This window comes from Burkholderia sp. HI4860 (genome assembly GCF_002223045.2).
In the GTDB taxonomy this organism is placed as follows: Bacteria; Pseudomonadota; Gammaproteobacteria; order Burkholderiales; family Burkholderiaceae; genus Burkholderia.
The window spans coordinates 1037960-1059283 of record NZ_NKFO02000001.1 but is presented as its reverse complement, the minus strand read 5'-3'; the positions used below and the strand labels follow the sequence as shown (position 1 = coordinate 1059283).

The window sequence follows — 21324 nt, the reverse complement described above, 5'->3', positions numbered from 1 at the left end:
GCGTCGGCCTGACTAGTGCAGCAATTTCCAGCCTGCCTCGTGATACACCAGGAACGTACCGATCGTGCGACGCAGCGACGAGCATCGCTCGACCGCATGCAGATTGCGGCTGTTGAAGACGCAGAGCTGGCCACTCTTCGGCCGCACGGTCAGCGCATCGACGCCCTCGAGCACGCCCAGCGTCTTGTGCTGCGCATACTCCTCGGCCCACTGGTCGAGCTGACGACGCGATTCCGGGCGGATGTTCCACAGAACGAAGCCCGCTTCGTTCTCGGCCTTCTGGATCGTGATGAATGCACCCAGCTGCTCGAGATTGAGTCGAAATGGCCAACGCTCCACCTCGCGCCCGAAGTCGATGCAATCGCAATGCGGCGCAAAGCTGAACGGATCCCCTTCGAAGGGAGGATATTCACGCTTCGTGGCCAGCATGAACTGACTCCAGTTGCCGAATCGCAGGGTTTCCGCACCCAACTCCTTGATAAACAGCTGAATGAAATGCGTCTCGCGCATGTGAAGATTCGCCACGCCGGCGTGCCCGAAATACTCGGCAATATTGCTGACCAGCGCTTCGGATCCTGAACGTTGCAACTGGCCGAGTGTGATGCCCGTCGCATTCAGGGCGCGATGGTACTGGTGGCCGCGCATATCGGGAAAGCCGCGATCGTTCCACCACGTATCGATGTCGGCGGGCGCAACCACGTCAAGCAGTGCCGCGGCGACTTCCCGATCGCGCACGCATTCGACGGCGTCGCGCAGCGTCATGTTCCTGCTCACGTCCCGCCCGTCGAACGTCATGAACCGGCCAGCGAACATCGTTTCCATTTCACGTTTCCCGGATAGTCTGATTGATTTTCAAACATGATAAGGATGACAAATCAATGGAGCGGCTTTCGAACCGAGCGTTCGAATTCCATCGATTCCATTTAATTCGGAGAAGCCGCGATTGATTTTTCGGCGGCACGTGATGCCGTGTTCTGCGGAACAGGCTCCAGGAGGGAACGTCGGTTCCAATTCTGTTGGTCCGCGTTTCCCTGCCCGGCACATCCTCATCGTCGTGGAAATACTCTATCCCGGCCCCACCGCGCACGTAAAGTGCCGGGCCATCGCGCGATCGCGCGACTCGACACGCATCGCCACGCAATGGCACGCCGATCGGCGAGCCCGAATACCGCGCCGTTCACGCAGCCGCAAACCCTTTCGCGACAACAATCCGGCGGCCTTTTTCACCGCGTTGCGAGCGGGGCCGGCCGATCGAATCCAGGCTACTTTCTAAGCCGTCGGCACCCTCCCCGCCCCCCTGTTCCGGAGCAATATTTCGATACTAGTGAGCAATTTTTGCAAAGAAGATGGGGAGCTGCCGTCGCTATGCTTCCAGCTCGACACTCAAAATTTTTTTCATTTCGAGGGGGAGAAATGGCCGTTCTCTCAGAGCAAGCTGACGCGCTACGAAACGACGGACACCTGTCACCGTTTCCCAAAGGCGAATGCCACGGGACCTTCGGCGAGCTGATGCAAGGCGTGCTGCCGGACGACCGGCACTTCCTGGTCACGTTGCCGGTCAACCTGAAGAGCATTGTCGAATTCGAGATCACGCATTCGGATCATGTCGCGGTCGATGTCGGGTTCAAGACCAAGGCGTGTCGCGCGGTTCAGGACTACCTGCGGCTTCACGACTTGCCGCCGGGCGGCATGCTGCATTTCAAGTCGATGTTCGCCGTCGGCAAGGGACTGGCGAGCTCGTCGGCGGATATGGTCGCGTCGATCCGTGCCGCTGCGTCGGCATATGGCCGGACGCCGACGCCCGAGACGATCGAATCGATCCTCCGTTTCATCGAACCGACGGACGGCGTGATGTATGACGGCATCGTCTCGTTCTACCACCGCGAGGTAAAACTCGACGAGCAGCTTGGCAAGACGCCTGCCCTCATGATCGTCAGCGCGGATCGCGGCGGAGAATGCGACACGATCGAATTCAACCGGAAGAAACGCGATCCGCCCGCGGAAGTGCGTGACGAATACCGCAGCATGCTGGCGCGCATGAAAACAGCGATCCGTACCTCGGATCTGCACGCGCTCGGCGAGATCGCGACGCGAAGCTGCGAGCTGTCACAGGCATTCAATCCTCACCCGCACATCCCTGTCCTGCGCAAGCTGCGCGCCGAGACCGGCGCGCTCGGCCTCGCCGCGACGCATTCGGGAACGTGTGTCGGCTTGCTCTACGACGCAAACGCAGCCGATACGGCCGACGCGGCCGCTTATGCACGGAAGCGACTGCACGCACTTCGAATCGAATCCACTCAATACACAACGGTATAGGAAACGTACATGCTTCAATACGAATCGTCGCTCGACGCGATGCAGGACGCAGTGCTGTTTCCAATCGAGCGTTCGCTGCACATGGTGTCGTTCAAGGCGATGAAAATCGTGCCTGCCAACTACATCATCAGCACGGCACGCGCCCGCGGCGAACTGCAGCCGGGCGGAACGGTCGTGGAAACATCGAGCGGCAACTTCGCGCTCGGGATGGCCATCGTGTGCAACCGCTTGAACCACCCCTTCGTGGCGATCGGCGATCCCGTGATCGATCCGACATTCAAGCGCCAGCTCGAAATGCTGGGCGGTCGGGTGGAAATCGTCACGGATAAAAAGGGTAGCCAGGGGTACCAGAAGGCGCGACTCGATCGACTGCACGAAATTCTCGATGCCGAGCAAGGGGCGTTCTGGTGCCGCCAGTACGACAACGAGAACAACGCGCTCGCTTACGCCAACATCGCCCACGAGCTGCTGGACCGGATCGGCCCCCGCCTGATTCTCGTCGCGCCGGTCGGCTCCGGCGGCTCGAGCTGCGGCATGGCGACGTCGCTGCGCGCGGCAGGCGCCGACTGCACGCTCGTCGGCGTCGACACCTTCAACAGCGTCCTGTTCGGCCAGGTCGACGGCCCGCGCAAACTGCGTGGTCTCGGCAACACGATCATGCCCGGAAACCTGAAGCATGCGTTGTTCGACGAAGTACATTGGGTCAGCGCGGAGCTTGCCGATCATTTCACGCGCAAGCTCTATGCGTCCACCGGACATTTCCGCGGGCCGACCACCGGCGCCGCCTACGCGGTCGTCCGATCCGTGCGCGACAGATGTCCGGATACGCCGATCGTCTTCCTGAGCCCGGACGACGGTTCACGCTACGTCGGCTCGACCTTCACCGCGCATCCCGACAGTCCCGCATACGATCGACTTCGTCCGATCGAGATCGGGCACCCGACGGCTTACGATGCGGAGACGGAATGGGCGTGGATGAACTGGAATCGCTCGGACATCCACAGGTTTCAGTGAATCATGGCGATCATCTACATCGAATCGAACACCACGGGGTTCGGGCAGATGCTGCTCGACGCGTCGTTGCACTACGATGAAACCTGCTTCCTCGTGCGGGACCGTGCGCGCTACGCGTTTATCGATCGGTTGCCGCCCGGCGTTCGCGTGATCGATTGCGACACGCAATCGGTCGATGCACTCGAGCGTGTCGTCGGTGAAATCGACAACGTACGTTACGTCGTATCGACGAGCGATGCATTCATCGAGAACGCGGCACGATTGTCCGAGCGGCTCGGCTTGCCCGGCAATCCGGGCGCCACGGTCGCGCTGTGTCGAGACAAGCTGCGACTGCAGGACGTGTTGCGCGACCACGGCGTCCCGTACCCGTATACCGCTGCGATCGATTCCGCGGAGGCGGCGCACAATCTGACCTATCCGGTCATCGTGAAGCCGAGGCAAGGCACGGGCAGCATCGGCGTGCGCCTCGTCGAACACGAGCCGGATTTTCCGGATGCGTCCGATGGCGCGCTCATCTGCCAGCGCTTCATTCCGGGAACGGAGTTCTCGGTCGAATCGTTCAGCGATGCCGACGGCCATCATGTGCTTGCGGTCACGCGCAAGTTCGTGACCAAGCCGCCGCATTTTCTCGAACTCGCGCACGTCCTGCCGGCGGACCTCGATGCGGCCACCCATGCCCGCATCGTCGATACGGTACGTCGCGCACTCGATGCGGTCGGCTATGCATTCGGTCCCGCGCACACGGAACTGAAAGTTCACGACGGCACGATCACCGTCATCGAAATCAACGCGCGCCTTGCCGGCGGGATGATTCCCCGCTTGATGGAGCGTGCGTACGGATGGTCGATCGCGGATCTGTACGTGCGCAGCCATCTTGCGCGCCGCAGCCAGTTCGTCGTGCCGACGCCCGCGTTGCATAGCGCGGTCGCGTTCGTCGTGCCGGAGGTCGGGCGCCGCTATGTCGGCATCGATTTTCCGGACGACTGCGCCGACGCCGGCCTGTTTCGCGAAGCAGGCGTCAACGCCGGCAAGTTCGACTTCTCCGATCGCGCCGGTTACGTCATTTCGTTCGGCCGAAGCGCTGCTTCGGTGCTCCGGCAGGCGCTGTCGCTCCGGAGGCGTTCACGCGTGCTTTACGACGAACCGGATCGGGCGGTGCCGAACCGCGACACGATTCACGACATCGTCTACGAACGTACGCCCGCGTGCTTCGGCAAGCTCAAGACCCATCTTCTCGCGATCGAAAAAGCCCATCTGATCATGTTGCGGGAACGATCGATCCTGAACGCCGAGCAGTTCGACTCGCTGCGCGATGCGGTCATGGCACTCGAAGCGAATCCGGCGCTGTTGCTCGAGCACGTTTCCGGACGCGGCGACTACTTCGATTACGAACAGTATGTGATCAGCCGCTGCGGACGGGACACCGGCGGCATGATTCAGGCGGCGCGCTCACGCAACGACATCAACGGCACGCACCTTCTGCTGACCATTCGCCAGGCGCTATCGCACGTCACGGGCCAGGCCGTCGATCTCGGCACGGCGCTCATGCGACGCGCCGCCGATTCGGCCGACATCCTGCTGCCGATCTATAGCCAGTACCAGACCGCGATGCCCGGATCGGCCGGGCATTACCTCGTCGCGCAGTGCGAAATACTGCTCGGCACGCTTGACGCGCTCTCCTCGCTGCGCGACGGCCTCACAGTTTCCCCGCTCGGCGCATGCGCCGGCGCGGGCACGACGTTCGCCACCGACCCGCAATGCACGGCGACCCTGCTGGGTTTTTCGGCAGGCCCGCTCAATTCGCTGAGCGCGATCACCGACAAGAATCCGGCACTGCGCTGCGTGTGCCTGCTGGCGGAGCTGAGCGGCAATCTGAACCGTATCGCGACCGACCTGCAGCTCTGGTCGATGCGCGAAATCGGGCTCGTCACATTGCCGGACGGCATGTACGGCGGCTCGTCCAACATGCCGCAGAAACGCAACCCGTACTTGCTCGAATGGCTGCGTCTCGGTCACGACCGCATCGTCGGACATTGCGCCGCGGCACTGTCGTCGCTATCGCATCTGCCGACCGGCAACTCGTATCAGGCCAGCCGCACCGCGGTCGAAACGGTCGCCGAGATGAGCGGTCTCGTCATCGACATGCTGAAGGTGCTCGTCTATGCGATGAACGAGATCCGGTTCGACGCCGACGCCGCACGCCGCGCGATCGAAATCGGGAATGCAGGCGCGACGCTCGTCGCGGAATCGCTCGTGCAGCAACGCGCGGCATCATTCAGGGATGCCCATGCGGCGGTCGGACGCGCACTGTCCGGCGCGCCCGGCGCCACGTCGGATTCGCTCCACGCCACGGCGGCAGCGATGCTCGACCGCGTTCATGCCCGGCTGGAAAGTGCAAACGTGTTCGACGCGCTCGACGGCGGCGGTGGGCCATCGACGCGGAACACGCACACGGCGGTAGCAGTACTCGCCACGCGCCTGCTGGATCAGCGCCGGCGCCAGCGATCCTGCGAGTCCCGCACCGCTGCGACACAACAGGCGCTCGATCGCCGCTTCATGAGTATGCTCGCATGACCAACGTCACGTTGCTCTGTTCGGACGGTCCGCATCATCTCTATCTCGCCGCGGAGCTTGTTACCGCGTTCGGACGCGTTCGCGTCATCGTCGAGCCCGGGCGCGAACAGGCATCTCGCCTGTTTCGCAACGGCAACTATCGTGCGTATCTGTGGACTCGCTATCACGAATGGCGACGCAGACTATCAGGATACGACGCGTACCGCCGCCGCTATTTTCTTCGCGACGACGAACTGCGGACCTGGGATGCACTTCGACGTCACGCCGGTGTTCAATATCTGGAAACGTCGTGGATCAACGACACGAGCGTGCTCGACGCACTGCGCGAGGACGTGTCCGACGTCTATATCGTGATGGGCACCAAGAAGATCGGCGAGGCGTTGCTGTCGCTCGTACCGCCCGGGCGCATCATCAACATCCACGGCGGTCACCTGCCGTACTACCGGGGCAATCACTGCTTCTTCTTCGCACTGCATCACGGCGAATTCGACAAGCTGAGCACGACGATTCATCGCGTGTCCGCCGGCCTCGATACGGGCGCCATCATCAGCCGTCATCCAGTCCGGTTCTCCAACGGCGACAATTCGGAAACGCTCTATTCGCGCGCCGAACGAGCCGCAGTGGACAGTCTCGTTGCCCGCTTGAAGCAGAACGCCGATCTCGCGACGTGGCACAGCGAACCGCAACCGGACGTCGGCTCGACCTACCGCATGCGCGACCGCGGCCCGCTCGTCGAGCTTGCCCATCACCTCGGCGCAATTCGCCGACGGCGCACAGCGGCAGGCGCGAATCGCGACAAGGTGAGAGGCTAGATGAACGTCGACGCCGCGCTTGTCGCCAAGTTGCTCCAGATCGGACTGTTCTCGATCCCGCTGATCATCTCTCCGGGGCCGAACAACCTGATGACGACTGCCAACTGCGCGCAGTTCGGGTATCGACGCACGCTGCCGTCGCTAACCGGCATTTCGGTTGGCGTATTCGTCCTGTTCATGGTCATCGCGCTCGGGCTGTCCAGCGTGCTGAGCCGATACCCGTTGCTGCACCCGGCGCTGAAGGTGGTGGGCACCGCGTACATCCTGTACCTGGCCTACAAGCTGTACACGTCGCAGCCGACGCATGCCGGGAATCTCTCGATCGAGCATCCCATCACGTTCGGTGAGGCCGCGCTGCTCCAGATTCTGAATCCGAAAATCTGGCTGCTCGGCGCCAGCGCGACGTCAACGTTCCTGCCCTTGACCAGCAACCTGTACGTCGACGCAACGCTCCTGTCGCTCACGCTCGGGATCATTTTCTTCCCGTGCAACTCGATCTGGGCCGTATTCGGCCTCGTGATGTCGCAAGTCCTGCGCGGCAGGGCACTCCAACGAACACTGGCCCTGCTGTCCGCCTCTTCGATCGCGTTTCTGCTGTTCTGAACGTTCGCCATGATCCACTTCAGGAAAACTCACCCGTGAAGCACATCGTTCTGGCTTTCTGCACCGATCTCGACAAGGATCCGGTGTCAGCGCACGTGCTGGCCCGGCTCCTCGCCTCCGGCATCGACTGGCAAGCCGAAGGCACCCTGGACGGACATCCGGTACTGCGCGCGCAATCCGGCGGCGTGCGCTACGACCTGCTGCAGCTCGACCAGGTGCTCAGCCACGACTACCGACGCTACGCGCCACGGCTGAACGAGGCCTTCGGCGACGCCGACGCGATCGTTATCGTCAACTGGCATGAAGGGAAAAATGCGCCCGACCGCATTTTCACGATCCAGACGACCGGCGACATGGAAAGCGGCACGTTCAGTCCGGTCGATCCCGCCATCACGCGCAGCCTGTTTCTGGCGGTCGAACACGAGCGTCGGAAAGCGGGCCTGGATTCGTATTCGACGTGGATGGAAGCCACGCACTGGTCCGGCCCGCTCTACGGCGCCCAGCCCGGCAGCCTCGTCTCCGCGGTGATGCCATCGGTCATCGATCTGGAAATCGGCAGCACGGCGGACGCGTGGACAAACCCGGATGCCGCCGACGTGCTTGTGCGTGCACTGCTGGCGGCGGGGGAACACGCGGCTCAACCGGCGATCTCGCTGCTCTGTATCGGCGGAACCCATTTCGAGCCCGGATTCACGCAGTTGCTGCGCGATTACGGCGACACGCAAGGACTCGCGCTGTCCCACGTGCTTCCCAATCACTGGCTGGTCGCGCACGACTACGACTCGCCGGAACGATTGAAGGACCTGATTGCGTGCGCCCGATCGATCAAGGGCGGTGTCGATGCGATCGCGTTTCACGACAACCTAAAGGCTGCCCACAAGCAGCAGGTGCGCAATCTCGCACTGGAACTTCGCGTCCCCGCCCTCTCGCATCGCAAGTTGAGATCAGCCGACTTGGCCGGCTTGATCCGCGACGCGCAAAACGGCCCCTGACTTGAGCGATATCACTTTCCGCGCACCGCGCCGGGAGAATAGCCGTAATGTCGCTTGAATGCGGTCGAGAACCGGCTGTGCTGCGCATAGCCGCACTCGAGTGCGATGCTCATGATCTTCTGGTCGGTGTGTCTCAGCAGGTCGTGTGCCCGGGCCATCCTCAATCCGGTCAAAAACGCGTGCGGAGACTGTTCGAACGTGTTCTTGAATTTACGCAGAAAGTGGTAGCGGCTGAGACTCACGAGATCCGCCAGATGTTCGAGCCGCACCATCTCGCCGAGATTGGCGTTGCAATACTCGCGGATCATGTCGGCCTGCTTCGTCGACAGGCACCCCCGCGTATCCACGGGCTCCAGATCGGCCTCGGCGTAACCGCGGATCGCGTTGAGCAGAATCCAGCTCATCAGGCTATCGATGCCGAGCGACAGCGTCTCGTCGTTCCAGTCGGACTGCGCAATGCTGTGCGCCGCCGCACTGATGACGGGGGAGGCTTCCTGGAAGACCTCGCGGAACCGGTAGGCCTCCGGTGGCTGGCGCAAGGCCCGAAGCAGGCTGGGCTCGAAGTTGCGCATGTCGAAATAGATATGCAGAAAATTGAGGCGCTCGGTGATTTGCCACTGCGATTCGCCTTCACCAACCGGAAACAGACAGACTGCACTTTTGAATCCCCGGCGAACGACCTGCCTTCCGTCGACCTGTGCACAATTTTCGCCGCCCGACAAATAGATACTCAGCACGTTCTCCGCCGAGCTTTTATATTCGGTCAACGTATTGCGACCTGTCCATTCTGACAGGGTTATGCCCGACGGCAATTGCATGGATCGAACGACTTCGGCTCCTGCCGAATTCAACGCGCCGCGAACCGTAATCGAGTAAGGACAAGACATGTGTCGCAATAGTGGGTTGTGAATGTGGCGCGGAAGAACGGCTTTCCCTCTTAAAGGGGCATACCGCACACGCTGTTCGGAATAATCGCCCCACTTTGGGGCGGCGCCCGTCATCCAGCACATCGACAGTCATGCTGTGCCTTTCGGCAAGCACGGTCATGCTCCGCCAGCTTACCTTAAGTTCGCCGCAAGCGGGCAGGCAACCCACTCACGTCGAAGTAAAGCGCTCTACTCGAAAATTACAGACGATGATTCCATTGAATGTCGTTCTTTTATGGTTGCGCCGTCGAAACCCACTCATTTCGGACGATCAAACATCGAGATGCCGAGGCAAGAATTAAGCATTTTCTTGCATCCAGGCATGGATATAAAGACGTCGTCGAATTCAGCAATAGATACGCATTACCAAAGAAAAAATGACCGCACAACTTCCCAAGTGCATGCTTGCGACGACAAAATGGGAAGTCGCACTCGATCGACATGAAACCCTCAAAGCGATTGAAGCAGCGGCCACGCCAGCCACGACAATCGGGCTGAGAATGAATGATCTTGTGAAAGGTGCCGACAAAGTGCCGGCGCCGCCCCATCTCCCGCGATTGCTTGCAACCTGGATGCGGACGGACCCCAGTCTTTGAAGTGGCGAGATGATAGCGCCCCACAAACAGCGCTCGACTGGCGCAAGGTCGCCCACGCCCGACGAATCGTATCGGTGCCCCACCCTCACCTCTTTCCGGCCATCCCCAGATGGATCGACTGACTTGAAGCAAAGCCTCTCGCGATTGAAGGGTCGAAAAGCAATTCTCCGCAAACCCTTGAAAATCACGACAATTTCGACTCGTATTTGGCGGAGATCAAGGAAAATCGGATGGCCAGGCCCACAAGCGCGGAACCGGATGTCGAACGGAATCGGTGGTCGGCCATTGTCGCACGCCCCGTCGCCGATTCCGCCTATTCGTCGCCCGACAACCCGCTCCCCTCTTCGAAACGCGTGACGCCCTTCAGCGCGCGCAGCTTGTCGCAGATCGCCCTGTATTCGAGTTCCGACACCCGCGCAAGCGCGATGCGCACCTCGTCGTGCTCGCCCGTATCGTCGGCGCGCTGCACGATGAACTGCTTCACGCGCGCACTGTCCGGGCCGAGCGCCGCGGGCAGCGAATCGAAGTTCAGCGTGCCGCTCACGACCGTCAGCGCGAGCTGGCGCCGCTGGCGCACCGTGAAGTAGCGCCGCTCCAGCGGCTTGATGCCGGCCAGGATGATCAGGATGACGATCGTCGCCGAAATCGACGCGACGTAGAGCCCGCCGCCCACCGCGAGGCCGATCGCGGCGACCGACCACAGGCTCGCGGCGGTCGTCAGCCCGCGCACGATCTCGCCGCGCAGCAGGATCGAGCCCGCGCCGAGGAAGCCGATGCCCGACACGACCTGCGCGGCGATCCGCGACGGATCGAGCACGATGTGCTCGCTGCTGCCGAGTACGTCGGCGAACCCGAACGCCGACACGATCATGATCAGCGTCGAACCGACACAGACAAGCATATGCGTCCGCAGGCCTGCCGCCCACGACAGGCGCTCGCGCTCGAAGCCGATGACACTGCCCAGCGCCGCCGCGAGGACGAGCCGCATCACGAGTTCCAGGTTGCTCAGCATGCGATTTATCTCCTTTTTTGGTGCCGGCGGTGCGGAATGTTTTATCCTTGGCCCCGGCCGCGCCGATCCTCCGGGCCGCGCCGACACGTTTCGAACCCAGCGCTCAACCCCGTCATGTCCGTTTCCGACTCCGCTTCCGCCCAGGCCGCCCAGCTGCGCCACCATTTCGCGCACGTCGTCTTGCCGATCTGGCGGGGTTCAGGGTTCGACCAGACATTACAGTTGCCGTTCGAAGCCGTCGATCCGGCCACCCATGCGCCGCTGCCCGTGACCCGTTATCGCGCAATGGCCTGTGCACGGCAACTGTTCGTGTTCGCACAGGCCGGCGACACCGCGCACGCGGCCACGCTGTTCGACGCGCTGGGCCGCCGCTTTCGCGACCCGCGCCACGGCGGCTGGCACTACAGTGTGGACGCGCAGGGTGCCCCGCTCGACACGACCAAGGATCTCTACACGCACGCTTTCATCGTGTTCGCGTGCGCCGCGTGGTATGCGGCGTCGGGCGACGCCGCTGCGCGCAAGACAGCCGAAGAGACCGCCGCGCTGATTCAGGACCGCTTCGCGCCGCACCGCGGCGACGCGCTGCTCGACGCGGCACGCCACGCCGATTTCTCGTCATCCGGCAGCGGGGCGCTGCAGAATCCGCTGATGCACCTGACCGAAGCGTGGCTCGCGGCGGCGGCTGCGTTCGGCGACACGGCGTTCGACGACGCGCTCGCGCGCACCGCGCAAGCCGTCGAGCGCACGTTCGTCGATGCGGCAACCGGCTGCGTGGCCGAGCTGCCGCTCGGCGCAGCCGACAACCGGTTCGAGCCCGGCCATCAGTTCGAGTGGTTCTATCTGGTCGATGCGGCCGGCGCGCGGCTCGCGCAGACCGGGCTCCCCGGCGCGCTGGCGCGCGCATTCGTGTTCGCGGAGCAATACGGCGTCGATCCGCAGACGGGCGGCGTCTGCGCGGCGCTCGACGCGCAAGGCGCGTGCATCGACGGCACGCAGCGGATCTGGGCGCAGACCGAGTACCTGCGCGCGCTCGCGACGCACGGCGGCACGCCGGCCTCCGCGCCGCTCGCGCGGCAGATCGAACGCTTCGCCGCGCGCTTCCTGCATCCGCGCGGCTGGTTCGAGTGCAAGACGGCGGACGGGCAGGTGGCGCGCGCCGACATGCCGTCGACGACGCCCTACCACCTCGAGACCGCCTACGCGGCGCTGCCGGCCGGCGCGTAACCCGCGTCGTCGAACGACGGCGCCGCGCGCTCGCCGCGTGCGGCGCGGCCGTCGCCCAGTTCGAACACCGACACCGCCTGCATCAGGTGCGCGGTCTGGTCGTTCAGCGACGCGGCCGCCGCCGCGACCTCCTCCACCAGCGCCGCGTTCTGCTGCGTGAGCTGATCCATCTGCGTGACGGCCTGGTTCACCTGCTCGATCCCGACGCTCTGCTCGACCGACGCCGCCGTGATCTCGGACATCGTCTGCACGACGCGTGTGATCGACGCCGACACCGTCCGCATCGCGTCGCCGGCGCGCTCGACGAGCTCCGCGCCGCCGTTGATCTGCGAAACCGAATCCTCGATCAGCGCCTTGATTTCCTTCGCCGATTGCGCGCTGCGCTGCGCGAGCGAGCGCACCTCACCCGCGACGACCGCGAAGCCGCGCCCCTGTTCGCCCGCGCGGGCGGCTTCCACGGCCGCGTTCAGCGCGAGGATGTTGGTCTGGAACGCGATGCCGTCGATCACCGAGATGATCTCCGCGATCCGCCCCGAGCTCTGCGCGATGCCGCGCATCCGGTCGATCACGCTGTCGACCACGCCGCCGCCGTGGCTCGTCGCCTCGAGCGCCGCGTCGGCCAGCGCGCTCGCCGCACGCGCGCTGTCGGTGTTCTGCCGGACGGTCGCCGTCAGTTCCTCCATGCTCGCGGCCGTTTCCTCGAGCGACGCGGCCTGCGTGCCGGTGCGCGCCGACAGGTCGGCGTTGCCGCCCGCGATCTCCCCCGCGCCGAGGTGGATCGCGTCGGACGCCTGGCGCACCGTACGCACGGTGCCCGCGATGCTGGTCTGCATCGTGGCAAGGCCGCGCAGCATCCGGTCGATCTCGAACACGCCGCCTGCCCGCACGACTTCATCGAGCCGGCCCTGCGCGATCCGCTCGAAATGGCGGCCGGCTTCTTCCAGCGGCGCGACGACCGCGCGCCGCGCGGCCGCGTAGATCGCCGCGCTCGCCACAAGCATCGCCACCAGCAGCACGATCCCGACCGACTTGAACCAGAGCATGCCGCCGTCGATCGTGTCGAGCGCCGTGCGGCTCGATGCGCCGCCATAGTCGGTGAAGCGGCGCAGCTCGGCGATATAGGCATCCTGGATGCTCTGCGTCGGCTGGTCGAGGAAGGCCTGGATATTGTCGGCGTCGAGGAACTGCACGAGTTCGCCGAGCGCGCCGCGCAGCGCGCGATAGCGCTCGGTGAGCGCCGCGACGCGCGCGCGGTTGGCATCGTCGACCGGCTGCGCGGCCGTCAGCGCGGCAAACGCCTTGTCGGCTTCCGCGAGCGACGCGCCGGCATGGCGGATGATGTCGTCGGGTTTCGGGCCGCCGCGCACCATCCGCGTGCCGGCGCGCGACAGGTTGATGCGCGCGTCGAGCAGCTGCTGGGTCGCCTGGCTGGCCGCCTCGACCTGCGTGATCGCGACGTTCGACAGATCGTCGACGCCGCTGCGCGTCGACTTGAGCGCCCAGAAGCCGAGCGCCTCGATCGCAAACAGGAAGACGCAAAACACGGTCAACACGCCGAGCAGACCCGACGCGAGCTTGATTTTTCCGAACATGGAGGAGATTCCTGGAAAGCGGACGATGAGGCAATGCCCCGGCATTAGCGGCATTTCTTCGTCGGACTTTAGGTGCGGACGGCAGCGAAATTCACGTTGGCCGCGCATTCCAGCGGAATCACCCGCAAACAGGGAAATCCACGGCATTCGACGCAATAATCGCGTCGCATCACGCTGGAAATTGCACGAAACGCGGACGAATTTCCTTGCTTATCGGCATCCCCCTTCCTAGAGTTCAGCGCAAGCGGGCACTCATTTCGAGGAAAGTCGATGACCGACATCACGGACCACGCGCGCGGCGCATTGCGCGCGCAACCGTTCAGCATGCTGCTGGGCACGGAGCTGATGCACATCGGCGACAACGAAGTGTCGCTGTGCCTGCCCGTGCGCGAGGAACTGCGGCAGCAGCACGGTTTCGTGCACGGCGGCGTCATCAGCTACCTCGCGGACAACGCGCTGACGTTCGCCGGCGCGCTCGTGCTCGGCCCGCGCGTGATCACCGCGGAATACAAGATCAATTACCTGCGGCCGGCCGTGAACGGCACGCTCGTCGCCCGCGCGAAGCTCGTCTACGCGGGGCGGCATCAGGCAACCTGCCAGTGTCATGTGTTCGTCATCGACGGCGATCACGAGCGGCTCGTCGCGATCGCGCAGGGCACGATCAACCGCGTCGGCGACGGCAAGATGCCGGATGCCCCGGAGGAAACGGCGTGAGCGGTTCTCCGCACTTGGTGGATCGCCCGTCCTTCCAGAAGTCGATGAGCGCGTAGCCGCGCCAAGCGGTCAGGCATGCGGACAAGCTGGCCGCTCCCCATGCGGCGCATCGGGATCTAACGCTTCATCGCGGCAAGATAGACCGCATCGCGCTCGCGTCGACCGACCGCCACGACCAGTACGAGCACTTCCGAATCGCGCACTTCATAGGATCGAGAAAGGCGAGCTCAGAGGTCATTCAGCTTGACCTTGACGACCTTCTCCTTGGCGCGCCTGTCGGCCAGCGCGTTGTCTTCGATACCTTCAAAGCGTTCGACCATCGCCTCCCACATCTTCGCCGGGATGCAGTAGAACGCAGGTTCGTTGTGGTTCAGGATCGCGACCGGGAAACCCTCTCCCGCCGCAACCGTGCCTATCGGGTTCCGTTTCAGTTCCGAAACGCTCGCCGCAACGTTGGCCAGGATGGTATGAGGCATGTCGACTCCTTCTTCAACAGGAAATCGATTGTGCTCTATTTGGCACCAAATATTCTGCGAGCCTTTCGTTTAAGTGCGTTTCGAGACTGGCTCAACGACCTCGACGTGTCAGTCCGTCTACTCCACCCCGTCCCCCGCCAGCGGCAAAAATCGCGGCGCCACCCGCGCCCGCACGTTGCCGTTCTCATCCGTCCGATAGATCCCACGCGCCGCGTTGTGCGGGTGCGCAGCCGCGTCGGCCACATTCAGCACCGGCGCGAAACACGCGTCGGTACCTTCGAGCAGCGCACGCCAGTGCGCGGAAGGCTGCTGCGCAAATACCTCTGCAAAACGCGCCTTCAGCGCGGGCCAGCGCGCGCGGTCGTACTGCGACGCCGGATCGACGTCGGTCAGCCCGAGCCGTTCGACCAGCAGCGCATAGAACGGCGGCTCGAGCGCGCCGATCGTCACGCATTCGCCATCCGCGCAGCGATACACGTCGTAGAACGGCGCATCGTGAAAGAGGCTCGGCTGCGCGCCGTCGAGTTGCCCGTTCGCACGCGCCCACAGCGCGAGCGAGCCGAGCATCGACACGATGTCGACGATCGCGCCGTCGACCACGCGCCCCGGCCCGCCACCGCGCACGTCGAACAGCGCGCAGACGATCCCGAACGCGAGCCCGAGCGCGCCGCCCGCATCGCCGACGACGGTCGGCGGCAACCCCGGCCGCCCGTCGCGCGGCGCGGACAGCGACAGCAGCCCCGTCAGTGCGACGTAGTTCAGGTCGTGTCCGGCCGCGGCCGCGAGCGGGCCGTGCTGGCCCCAGCCGGTCATCCGCCCATACACGAGCGTCGGATGACGGCGTGCGCAATCGTCGGGCCCGAGGCCGAGCCGTTCCATCACGCCGGGCCGCAGCCCCTCGATCAGCGCATCGGCCTGCGCGATCAGGTCGAGCGCGGCGTCGCGGCCGGCCGGCAACTTCAGGTCGAGTTCGACGATCGTCTTGCCTTCGCGCAGCAGGTCGCCATCGCGGGCCTGCAACGCGTCCGGCGCGCTCGTGCGGCCGGATGGGCGGGCGATCAGCGTGATCCGCGCGCCCATCCCGGCGAGCATCCAGCCCGCAAGCGGGCCGGGGCCGAGACCTTCGAATTCGACGATGTGGATGCCGGAAAGCGGTGCATCGAGCGGCATGCGATTCTCCTGTCCGTGTCGCGTATCGCGACGGTCTCCGATGCCATACGCCTCGCATCGGATCGCACCTGTCACGCGGGTATCAACGCGTCAAATGAAAAAATCCCTGCGTCGCGGGGTCCGCTTCGCAGGGATTGGGGCGGCTGCCTTGCCGGAACCGGCCACGCTCAGAACGCGTCGCCCGGCACCCTCACCCAGCCTTCCATCAACACGCGCGCACTGCGGCTCATGATCGCCTTGGTGACGGTCCACTCGCCGTTCTCGAGCTGCGCTTCCGCGCCGACGCGCAGCGTGCCCGACGGATGCCCGAAGCGCACCGCGTTGCGTTCGCCGCCGCCCGCCGCCAGGTTGACGAGCGTGCCGGGGATCGCCGCGGCCGTGCCGATCGCGACCGCCGCCGTGCCCATCATCGCGTGGTGCAGCTTGCCCATCGACATCGCGCGTACCAGCAGGTCGACGTCGCCCGCGTTCACGCGCTTGCCGCTCGATGCGACGTAGTCGGCCGGCTTCGCGACGAACGCGATCTTCGGCGTGTGCTGCCGCGTCGCGATTTCATCGAGCGTGTCGATCAAGCCCATGCGCAGCGCGCCGTGCGCACGAATCGTCTCGAACTTCTCGAGCGCCTTCGCATCGCCGTTGATCGCGTCCTGCAGCTCGGTGCCCGTGTAGCCGATCGCTTCCGCCTCGACGAAGATCGTCGGAATGCCCGCGTTGATCATCGTCGCCTTCAGCGTGCCGACACCCGGCACCGCGAGATCGTCGATCAGGTTGCCGGTCGGGAACATCGACCCGCCCGCGCCTTCTTCCTCGGCAGCCGGGTCCATGAACTCGAGCTGCACTTCGGCCGCCGGGAACGTGACGCCGTCCAGCTCGAAGTCGCCCGTCTCCTGCACCGCACCGTTCGTCACCGGCACATGCGCGACGATCGTCTTGCCGATGTTCGCCTGCCAGATCCGTACGGTCGCGACGCCGTCGCGCGGCACGCGCGCCGGATCGACCAGCCCGCCGCTGATCGCGAACGGGCCGACCGCCGCCGACAGGTTGCCGCAGTTGCCGGTCCAGTCGACGAACGCCTTGTCGATCGAGACCTGGCCGAACAGGTAGTCGACGTCGTGACCGGGCCGTGCGCTCTTCGACACGATCACCGTCTTGCTGGTGGACGACGTCGCGCCGCCCATCCCGTCGATCTGCTTGCCGTACGGATCGGGGCTGCCGATCACACGCAGCAGCAGCGCGTCGCGTGCGGCGCCCGGCGCCTGCGCGGCGTCCGGCAGGTCCTGCAGCCGGAAGAACACGCCCTTGCTGGTGCCGCCGCGAATGTAGGTCGCGGGAATCCTGATTTGAGGAGTGTGAGCCATGTGTGCGTTATCCCTGTGTGACCCGGTCAAGCCGCCTGCGACGATTCGAGGAAGTCCTGCGCGAAGCGCTGCAGCACGCCGCCCGCCTCGTAGATCGACACTTCCTCGGCCGTGTCGAGCCGGCACGTCATCGGCACCTCGACGCGCTCGCCGTTCTTGCGATGAATCACGAGCGTCAGGTCGGCGCGCGGCGTGCGCTCGCCGATCACGTCGAAGGTCTCGGTGCCGTCGATGCCGAGCGTCGTCCGGTTCGTGCCCGGCTTGAACTCGAGCGGCAGCACGCCCATGCCGATCAGGTTCGTGCGGTGGATCCGCTCGAAGCCTTCGGCGGCGATCGCCTCGACGCCCGCGAGCCGCACGCCCTTCGCGGCCCAGTCGCGCGACGAACCCTGGCCGTAGTCGGCGCCGGCCACGATGATCAGCGGCTGCTTGCGATTCATGTAGGTCTCGATCGCTTCCCACATCCGCATGACCTTGCCTTCCGGCTCGACGCGCGCGAGCGAGCCCTTCTTCACCGCGCCGTCGACGATCGCCATCTCGTTGACCAGCGTCGGGTTCGCGAAGGTCGCACGCTGCGCGGTCAGGTGGTCGCCCCGGTGCGTCGCGTACGAGTTGAAGTCTTCTTCCGGCAGGCCCATCTTCGCAAGGTATTCGCCGGCCGCGCTGTCCAGCAGGATCGCGTTCGACGGCGACAGGTGATCGGTCGTGATGTTGTCGCCGAGCACCGCGAGCGGGCGCATCCCCTGCAGCGTGCGTTCGCCGGCCAGCGCGCCTTCCCAGTACGGCGGACGGCGGATGTACGTGCTCTGTGCGCGCCACTCGTACAGCGGCGCCGCGCGCTCGCCCGCATCCGCGCTACGCGCGAACATCGGTTCGTAGACCTTGCGGAACTGCTCGGGCTTCACGCTCGACGCGACGATCGCATCGATCTCCTCGTCGGTCGGCCAGATATCCTTCAGCGTGACGGGCTGGCCGTCCTGGTCGTGGCCGAGCACGTCCTTCTCGATGTCGAAGCGGATGGTGCCGGCGATCGCATACGCGACGACCAGCGGCGGCGAGGCGAGGAACGCCTGCTTCGCATACGGGTGGATGCGGCCGTCGAAGTTGCGGTTGCCGGACAGCACGGCCGTCGCGTACAGGTCGCGATCGACGATCTCCTGCTGGATCTTCGGGTCGAGCGCGCCCGACATCCCGTTGCAGGTCGTGCACGCGAACGCGACGATGCCGAAGCCGAGCTTCTCGAGTTCGGGCAGCAGGTTCGCTTCTTCCAGGTACAGCTCGACCGCCTTCGAGCCGGGCGCGAGCGAGCTCTTCACCCACGGCTTGCGCGTGAGGCCGCGCGCGTTCGCGTTGCGGGCGAGCAGGGCCGCGGCAATCACGTTGCGCGGGTTGCTGGTGTTCGTGCAGCTCGTGATCGCGGCGATGATCACCGCGCCGTCGGGCATCTCGCCCGCCTTCTCTTCCCACTGGCCGGCGATCCCGCGCGCGGCGAGATCGGACGTCGGCAGCCGCTTGTGCGGGTTCGACGGGCCGGCCATGTTGCGCACGACGCTCGACAGGTCGAACGTCAGCGTGCGCTCGTATTGCGCGTGGTTCAGCGTATCGGCCCACAGGCCGGCCGCCTTCGCGTAGGTCTCGACGAGCTTCACCTGCTCGTCGCTGCGGCCGGTGAGGCGCAGGTAGTCGGTCGTCTGGCCGTCGATGAAGAACATCGCGGCCGTTGCGCCGTATTCGGGCGCCATGTTCGAGATCGTCGCACGATCGCCGAGCGTGAGGCTCGCCGCGCCTTCACCGCGGAATTCCAGGTACGCGCCGACCACCTTTTCCTTGCGCAGGAATTCGGTCAGCGCGAGCACGACGTCGGTCGCGGTGATGCCGGGCTGGCGCTTGCCGGTCAGCTCGACGCCGACGATGTCAGGCAGGCGCATCCACGATGCGCGGCCGAGCATCACGTTCTCCGCTTCGAGGCCGCCGACGCCGATCGCGATCACGCCGAGCGCGTCGACGTGCGGCGTGTGGCTGTCGGTGCCGACGCAGGTGTCCGGGTACGCGACGCCGTCCTGCACCTGGATCACCGGCGACATCTTCTCGAGGTTGATCTGGTGCATGATGCCGTTGCCGGGCGGGATCACGTCGACGTTCTCGAACGCCTTCTTGGTCCACTCGATGAAGTGGAAGCGATCCTCGTTGCGGCGATCCTCGATCGCGCGGTTCTTCGCGAACGCGTCCGGATCGAAGCCGCCGCATTCGACCGCGAGCGAGTGGTCGACGATCAGCTGCACGGGCACGACCGGGTTCACCTTGGCCGGGTCGCCGCCGCCGTCGGCGATCGCATCGCGCAGGCCGGCGAGATCGACGAGCGCCGTCTGCCCGAGGATGTCGTGGCACACGACGCGCGCCGGGAACCACGGGAAATCACGTTCGCGCTTGCGCTCGATGATCTGCTTCAGCGAATCGGCAAGGATCGCCGGATCGCAGCGGCGCACGAGGTTTTCGGCGAGCACGCGCGACGTGTACGGCAGCGTGTCGTAAGCGCCGGGCGCGATCGCTTCGACCGCGGCACGCGCGTCGAAATAGTCCAGCGACGTGCCGGGCAGGGGTTTGCGGTTGGCGGTATTCATGGTGTGGGGAACTCGGGTATGGCGTCCGGCGCACGCCGGCCCCCGTCACGCGGGAGGCCGATGTGCGCGGTGGGCATGTCAGCGCTTTTCGATCGGCACGAACTGCAGGTCTTCCGGACCGGTGTAGTTCGCGCTCGGGCGGATGATCTTGTTGTCGATGCGCTGCTCGATGATGTGCGCGCTCCAGCCGGACGTGCGCGAGATCACGAACAGCGGCGTGAACATCGCGGTCGGCACGCCCATCATGTGATACGACACCGCGCTGAACCAGTCGAGGTTCGGGAACATCTTCTTCGCTTCCCACATCACCGATTCGAGGCGCTCGGCGATGTTGTACAGCTTCAGGTCGCCCGCTTCCTTCGACAGCTTGTGCGCGACGCCCTTGATCACCTTGTTGCGCGGATCGGAGATCGTGTAGACCGGGTGGCCGAAGCCGATCACGACTTCCTTGTTCTCGACGCGGCGGCGGATGTCGGCTTCGGCATCGTCCGGCGAGCTGTAGCGGCTCTGGATCTCGTACGCGACTTCGTTCGCGCCGCCATGCTTCGGGCCGCGCAGCGCGCCGATCGCGCCGGTGATCGCCGAGTAGATGTCCGAGCCCGTGCCCGCGATCACGCGGCCTGTGAACGTCGACGCGTTGAATTCGTGCTCCGCGTACAGGATCAGCGACGTGTGCATCGCCTCGACCCACGACTTCGACGGCGTCTTGCCGTGCAGCAGGTGCAGGAAGTGGCCGCCGATCGAGTCGTCGTCGGTTTCCGTCTCGATGCGCTTGCCGTTGTGCGAGAAGTGATACCAGTACAGCAGCATCGAGCCGAGCGATGCCATCAGGCGGTCGGCGATGTCGCGCGCGCCCGGCAGGTTGTGGTCGTCCTTCTCCGGCAGCACGGTGCCGAGCACCGACACGCCCGTGCGCATCACGTCCATCGGGTGCGCGGACGCCGGGATCTGCTCGAGCGCCGCCTTCAACGCGTTCGGCAGGCCGCGCAGCGCGCGCAGCTTCGCCTTGTACGCGGCCAGTTCGGTCAGGTTCGGCAGCGTGCCGTGCACGAGCAGGTGCGCGATTTCCTCGAATTCGCACGATTCGGCGACGTCGAGAATGTCGTAGCCGCGATAGTGCAGGTCGTTGCCGGTCTTGCCGACCGTGCACAGCGCCGTGTTGCCGGCCGTCACGCCCGACAGCGCCACCGACTTCTTCGGCTTGAATGCGCCTGCGGCGGCCGGTGCTGCTGCGTCTTTCGTCTCGCTCATGTTTCTGCTCTCCAATGTGTATCGGGGGTATCAGAGGTCGGTTCAACCGGCGCCTCGGCGCCGGGCCCGACCG

17 protein-coding genes are annotated in these 21324 nt (G+C 64.9%); 8 read left to right on the top strand and 9 right to left on the bottom strand.

Features of this window, described 5'->3' with window-relative positions:
* Positions 1 to 12 precede the first annotated feature (12 nt).
* Positions 13 to 822 carry a hypothetical protein gene (locus tag CFB34_RS04755; protein ID WP_089428860.1) on the bottom strand — a complete coding sequence of 270 codons (810 nt, stop codon included), beginning with the start codon at positions 820 to 822 and terminating at the stop codon, positions 13 to 15.
* A 513-nt stretch (positions 823 to 1335) separates the two neighbouring features.
* Between CFB34_RS04755 and CFB34_RS04750 the strand changes: the two genes are divergently transcribed.
* From CFB34_RS04750 to CFB34_RS04725, 6 genes are all read left to right on the top strand, one after another.
* Positions 1336 to 2316 (top strand): GHMP kinase, encoded by a 981-nt coding sequence (locus CFB34_RS04750; RefSeq protein WP_242808563.1) that lies wholly within the window; start codon positions 1336 to 1338, stop codon positions 2314 to 2316.
* Between the two features lie 81 nt (positions 2317 to 2397).
* Positions 2398 to 3330 (top strand): pyridoxal-phosphate dependent enzyme, encoded by a 933-nt coding sequence (locus CFB34_RS04745; protein ID WP_242808635.1) that lies wholly within the window; start codon positions 2398 to 2400, stop codon positions 3328 to 3330.
* A gap of 3 nt (positions 3331 to 3333) precedes the next feature.
* The gene (locus CFB34_RS04740; protein ID WP_089441427.1) at positions 3334 to 5904 is read left to right on the top strand and encodes a lyase family protein; all 2571 of its coding nucleotides are present in this window, start codon (positions 3334 to 3336) and stop codon (positions 5902 to 5904) included.
* Positions 5901 to 6716, top strand: a complete 816-nt coding sequence (locus tag CFB34_RS04735) for a formyl transferase (protein WP_089441426.1) — start codon at positions 5901 to 5903, stop codon at positions 6714 to 6716. Before CFB34_RS04740 ends, CFB34_RS04735 begins: the two co-directional genes overlap by 4 nt.
* Positions 6717 to 7319, top strand: coding sequence for a LysE family translocator (locus CFB34_RS04730; RefSeq protein ID WP_089428855.1), 603 nt, complete (start codon positions 6717 to 6719; stop codon positions 7317 to 7319).
* A 35-nt stretch (positions 7320 to 7354) separates the two neighbouring features.
* Positions 7355 to 8311: a D-aminoacyl-tRNA deacylase gene (locus CFB34_RS04725; RefSeq protein ID WP_089441425.1), complete on the top strand. Its 957-nt coding sequence runs from the start codon at positions 7355 to 7357 to the stop codon at positions 8309 to 8311.
* 11 nt (positions 8312 to 8322) lie between these two features.
* Here CFB34_RS04725 and CFB34_RS04720 read toward each other — a convergent pair whose 3' ends face one another.
* The gene (locus tag CFB34_RS04720) at positions 8323 to 9129 is read right to left on the bottom strand and encodes a helix-turn-helix transcriptional regulator (protein ID WP_242808562.1); all 807 of its coding nucleotides are present in this window, start codon (positions 9127 to 9129) and stop codon (positions 8323 to 8325) included.
* Between the two features lie 1017 nt (positions 9130 to 10146).
* The gene (locus tag CFB34_RS04715) at positions 10147 to 10845 is read right to left on the bottom strand and encodes an MgtC/SapB family protein (protein ID WP_089441424.1); all 699 of its coding nucleotides are present in this window, start codon (positions 10843 to 10845) and stop codon (positions 10147 to 10149) included.
* 114 nt (positions 10846 to 10959) lie between these two features.
* Between CFB34_RS04715 and CFB34_RS04710 the strand changes: the two genes are divergently transcribed.
* The gene (locus tag CFB34_RS04710) at positions 10960 to 12069 is read left to right on the top strand and encodes an AGE family epimerase/isomerase (protein ID WP_089441423.1); all 1110 of its coding nucleotides are present in this window, start codon (positions 10960 to 10962) and stop codon (positions 12067 to 12069) included.
* Here the strand turns inward: CFB34_RS04710 and CFB34_RS04705 are convergent.
* On the bottom strand, positions 12042 to 13661 hold the full coding sequence (locus CFB34_RS04705; RefSeq protein WP_089441422.1) for a methyl-accepting chemotaxis protein: 1620 nt from the start codon (positions 13659 to 13661) through the stop codon (positions 12042 to 12044). The two genes, CFB34_RS04710 and CFB34_RS04705, sit on opposite strands and share 28 nt — an antisense overlap.
* Positions 13662 to 13931: 270 nt before the next feature.
* On the opposite strand from CFB34_RS04705, the gene CFB34_RS04700 reads away from it, so the two are divergent.
* Positions 13932 to 14375, top strand: a complete 444-nt coding sequence (locus CFB34_RS04700) for a PaaI family thioesterase (protein ID WP_011353771.1) — start codon at positions 13932 to 13934, stop codon at positions 14373 to 14375.
* 227 nt (positions 14376 to 14602) lie between these two features.
* Here CFB34_RS04700 and CFB34_RS04695 read toward each other — a convergent pair whose 3' ends face one another.
* The 5 genes from CFB34_RS04695 to prpC all read right to left on the bottom strand — a co-directional run bounded on the left by CFB34_RS04695 (position 14603) and on the right by prpC (position 21251).
* Positions 14603 to 14851 carry a type II toxin-antitoxin system prevent-host-death family antitoxin gene (locus tag CFB34_RS04695; RefSeq protein ID WP_089441421.1) on the bottom strand — a complete coding sequence of 83 codons (249 nt, stop codon included), beginning with the start codon at positions 14849 to 14851 and terminating at the stop codon, positions 14603 to 14605.
* A gap of 117 nt (positions 14852 to 14968) precedes the next feature.
* Positions 14969 to 16021 carry a CaiB/BaiF CoA-transferase family protein gene (locus CFB34_RS04690; RefSeq protein WP_089441420.1) on the bottom strand — a complete coding sequence of 351 codons (1053 nt, stop codon included), beginning with the start codon at positions 16019 to 16021 and terminating at the stop codon, positions 14969 to 14971.
* Positions 16022 to 16188: 167 nt separating this feature from the next.
* Complete coding sequence (gene prpF / locus CFB34_RS04685; RefSeq protein WP_089441419.1) at positions 16189 to 17379, bottom strand: 2-methylaconitate cis-trans isomerase PrpF; 1191 nt, start codon at positions 17377 to 17379, stop codon at positions 16189 to 16191.
* A 26-nt stretch (positions 17380 to 17405) separates the two neighbouring features.
* A complete protein-coding gene (gene acnD, locus CFB34_RS04680) occupies positions 17406 to 20000 on the bottom strand; it encodes a Fe/S-dependent 2-methylisocitrate dehydratase AcnD (RefSeq protein WP_089441418.1) in 2595 nt (864 codons plus the stop codon).
* Positions 20001 to 20078: 78 nt separating this feature from the next.
* Complete coding sequence (gene prpC, locus CFB34_RS04675) at positions 20079 to 21251, bottom strand: 2-methylcitrate synthase (RefSeq protein WP_027790338.1); 1173 nt, start codon at positions 21249 to 21251, stop codon at positions 20079 to 20081.
* Positions 21252 to 21324 lie beyond the last annotated feature (73 nt).

Bases quoted from the DNA above. Each gene is read 5' to 3' on its own strand.
- CFB34_RS04755 (WP_089428860.1), bottom strand. From the start codon at position 822: ATGGAAACGATGTTCGCTGGCCGGTTCATGACGTTCGACGGGCGGGAC.
- CFB34_RS04745 (WP_242808635.1), top strand. From the start codon at position 2,398: ATGGTGTCGTTCAAGGCGATGAAAATCGTGCCTGCCAACTACATCATC.
- CFB34_RS04740 (WP_089441427.1), top strand. From the start codon at position 3,334: ATGGCGATCATCTACATCGAATCGAACACCACGGGGTTCGGGCAGATG.
- CFB34_RS04735 (WP_089441426.1), top strand. From the start codon at position 5,901: ATGACCAACGTCACGTTGCTCTGTTCGGACGGTCCGCATCATCTCTAT.
- CFB34_RS04730 (WP_089428855.1), top strand. From the start codon at position 6,717: ATGAACGTCGACGCCGCGCTTGTCGCCAAGTTGCTCCAGATCGGACTG.
- CFB34_RS04720 (WP_242808562.1), bottom strand. From the start codon at position 9,129: ATGCAATTGCCGTCGGGCATAACCCTGTCAGAATGGACAGGTCGCAAT.
- CFB34_RS04715 (WP_089441424.1), bottom strand. From the start codon at position 10,845: ATGCTGAGCAACCTGGAACTCGTGATGCGGCTCGTCCTCGCGGCGGCG.
- CFB34_RS04710 (WP_089441423.1), top strand. From the start codon at position 10,960: ATGTCCGTTTCCGACTCCGCTTCCGCCCAGGCCGCCCAGCTGCGCCAC.
- CFB34_RS04705 (WP_089441422.1), bottom strand. From the start codon at position 13,661: ATGTTCGGAAAAATCAAGCTCGCGTCGGGTCTGCTCGGCGTGTTGACC.
- CFB34_RS04700 (WP_011353771.1), top strand. From the start codon at position 13,932: ATGACCGACATCACGGACCACGCGCGCGGCGCATTGCGCGCGCAACCG.
- CFB34_RS04695 (WP_089441421.1), bottom strand. From the start codon at position 14,851: ATGCCTCATACCATCCTGGCCAACGTTGCGGCGAGCGTTTCGGAACTG.
- CFB34_RS04690 (WP_089441420.1), bottom strand. From the start codon at position 16,021: ATGCCGCTCGATGCACCGCTTTCCGGCATCCACATCGTCGAATTCGAA.
- prpF (WP_089441419.1), bottom strand. From the start codon at position 17,379: ATGGCTCACACTCCTCAAATCAGGATTCCCGCGACCTACATTCGCGGC.
- acnD (WP_089441418.1), bottom strand. From the start codon at position 20,000: ATGAATACCGCCAACCGCAAACCCCTGCCCGGCACGTCGCTGGACTAT.
- prpC (WP_027790338.1), bottom strand. From the start codon at position 21,251: ATGAGCGAGACGAAAGACGCAGCAGCACCGGCCGCCGCAGGCGCATTC.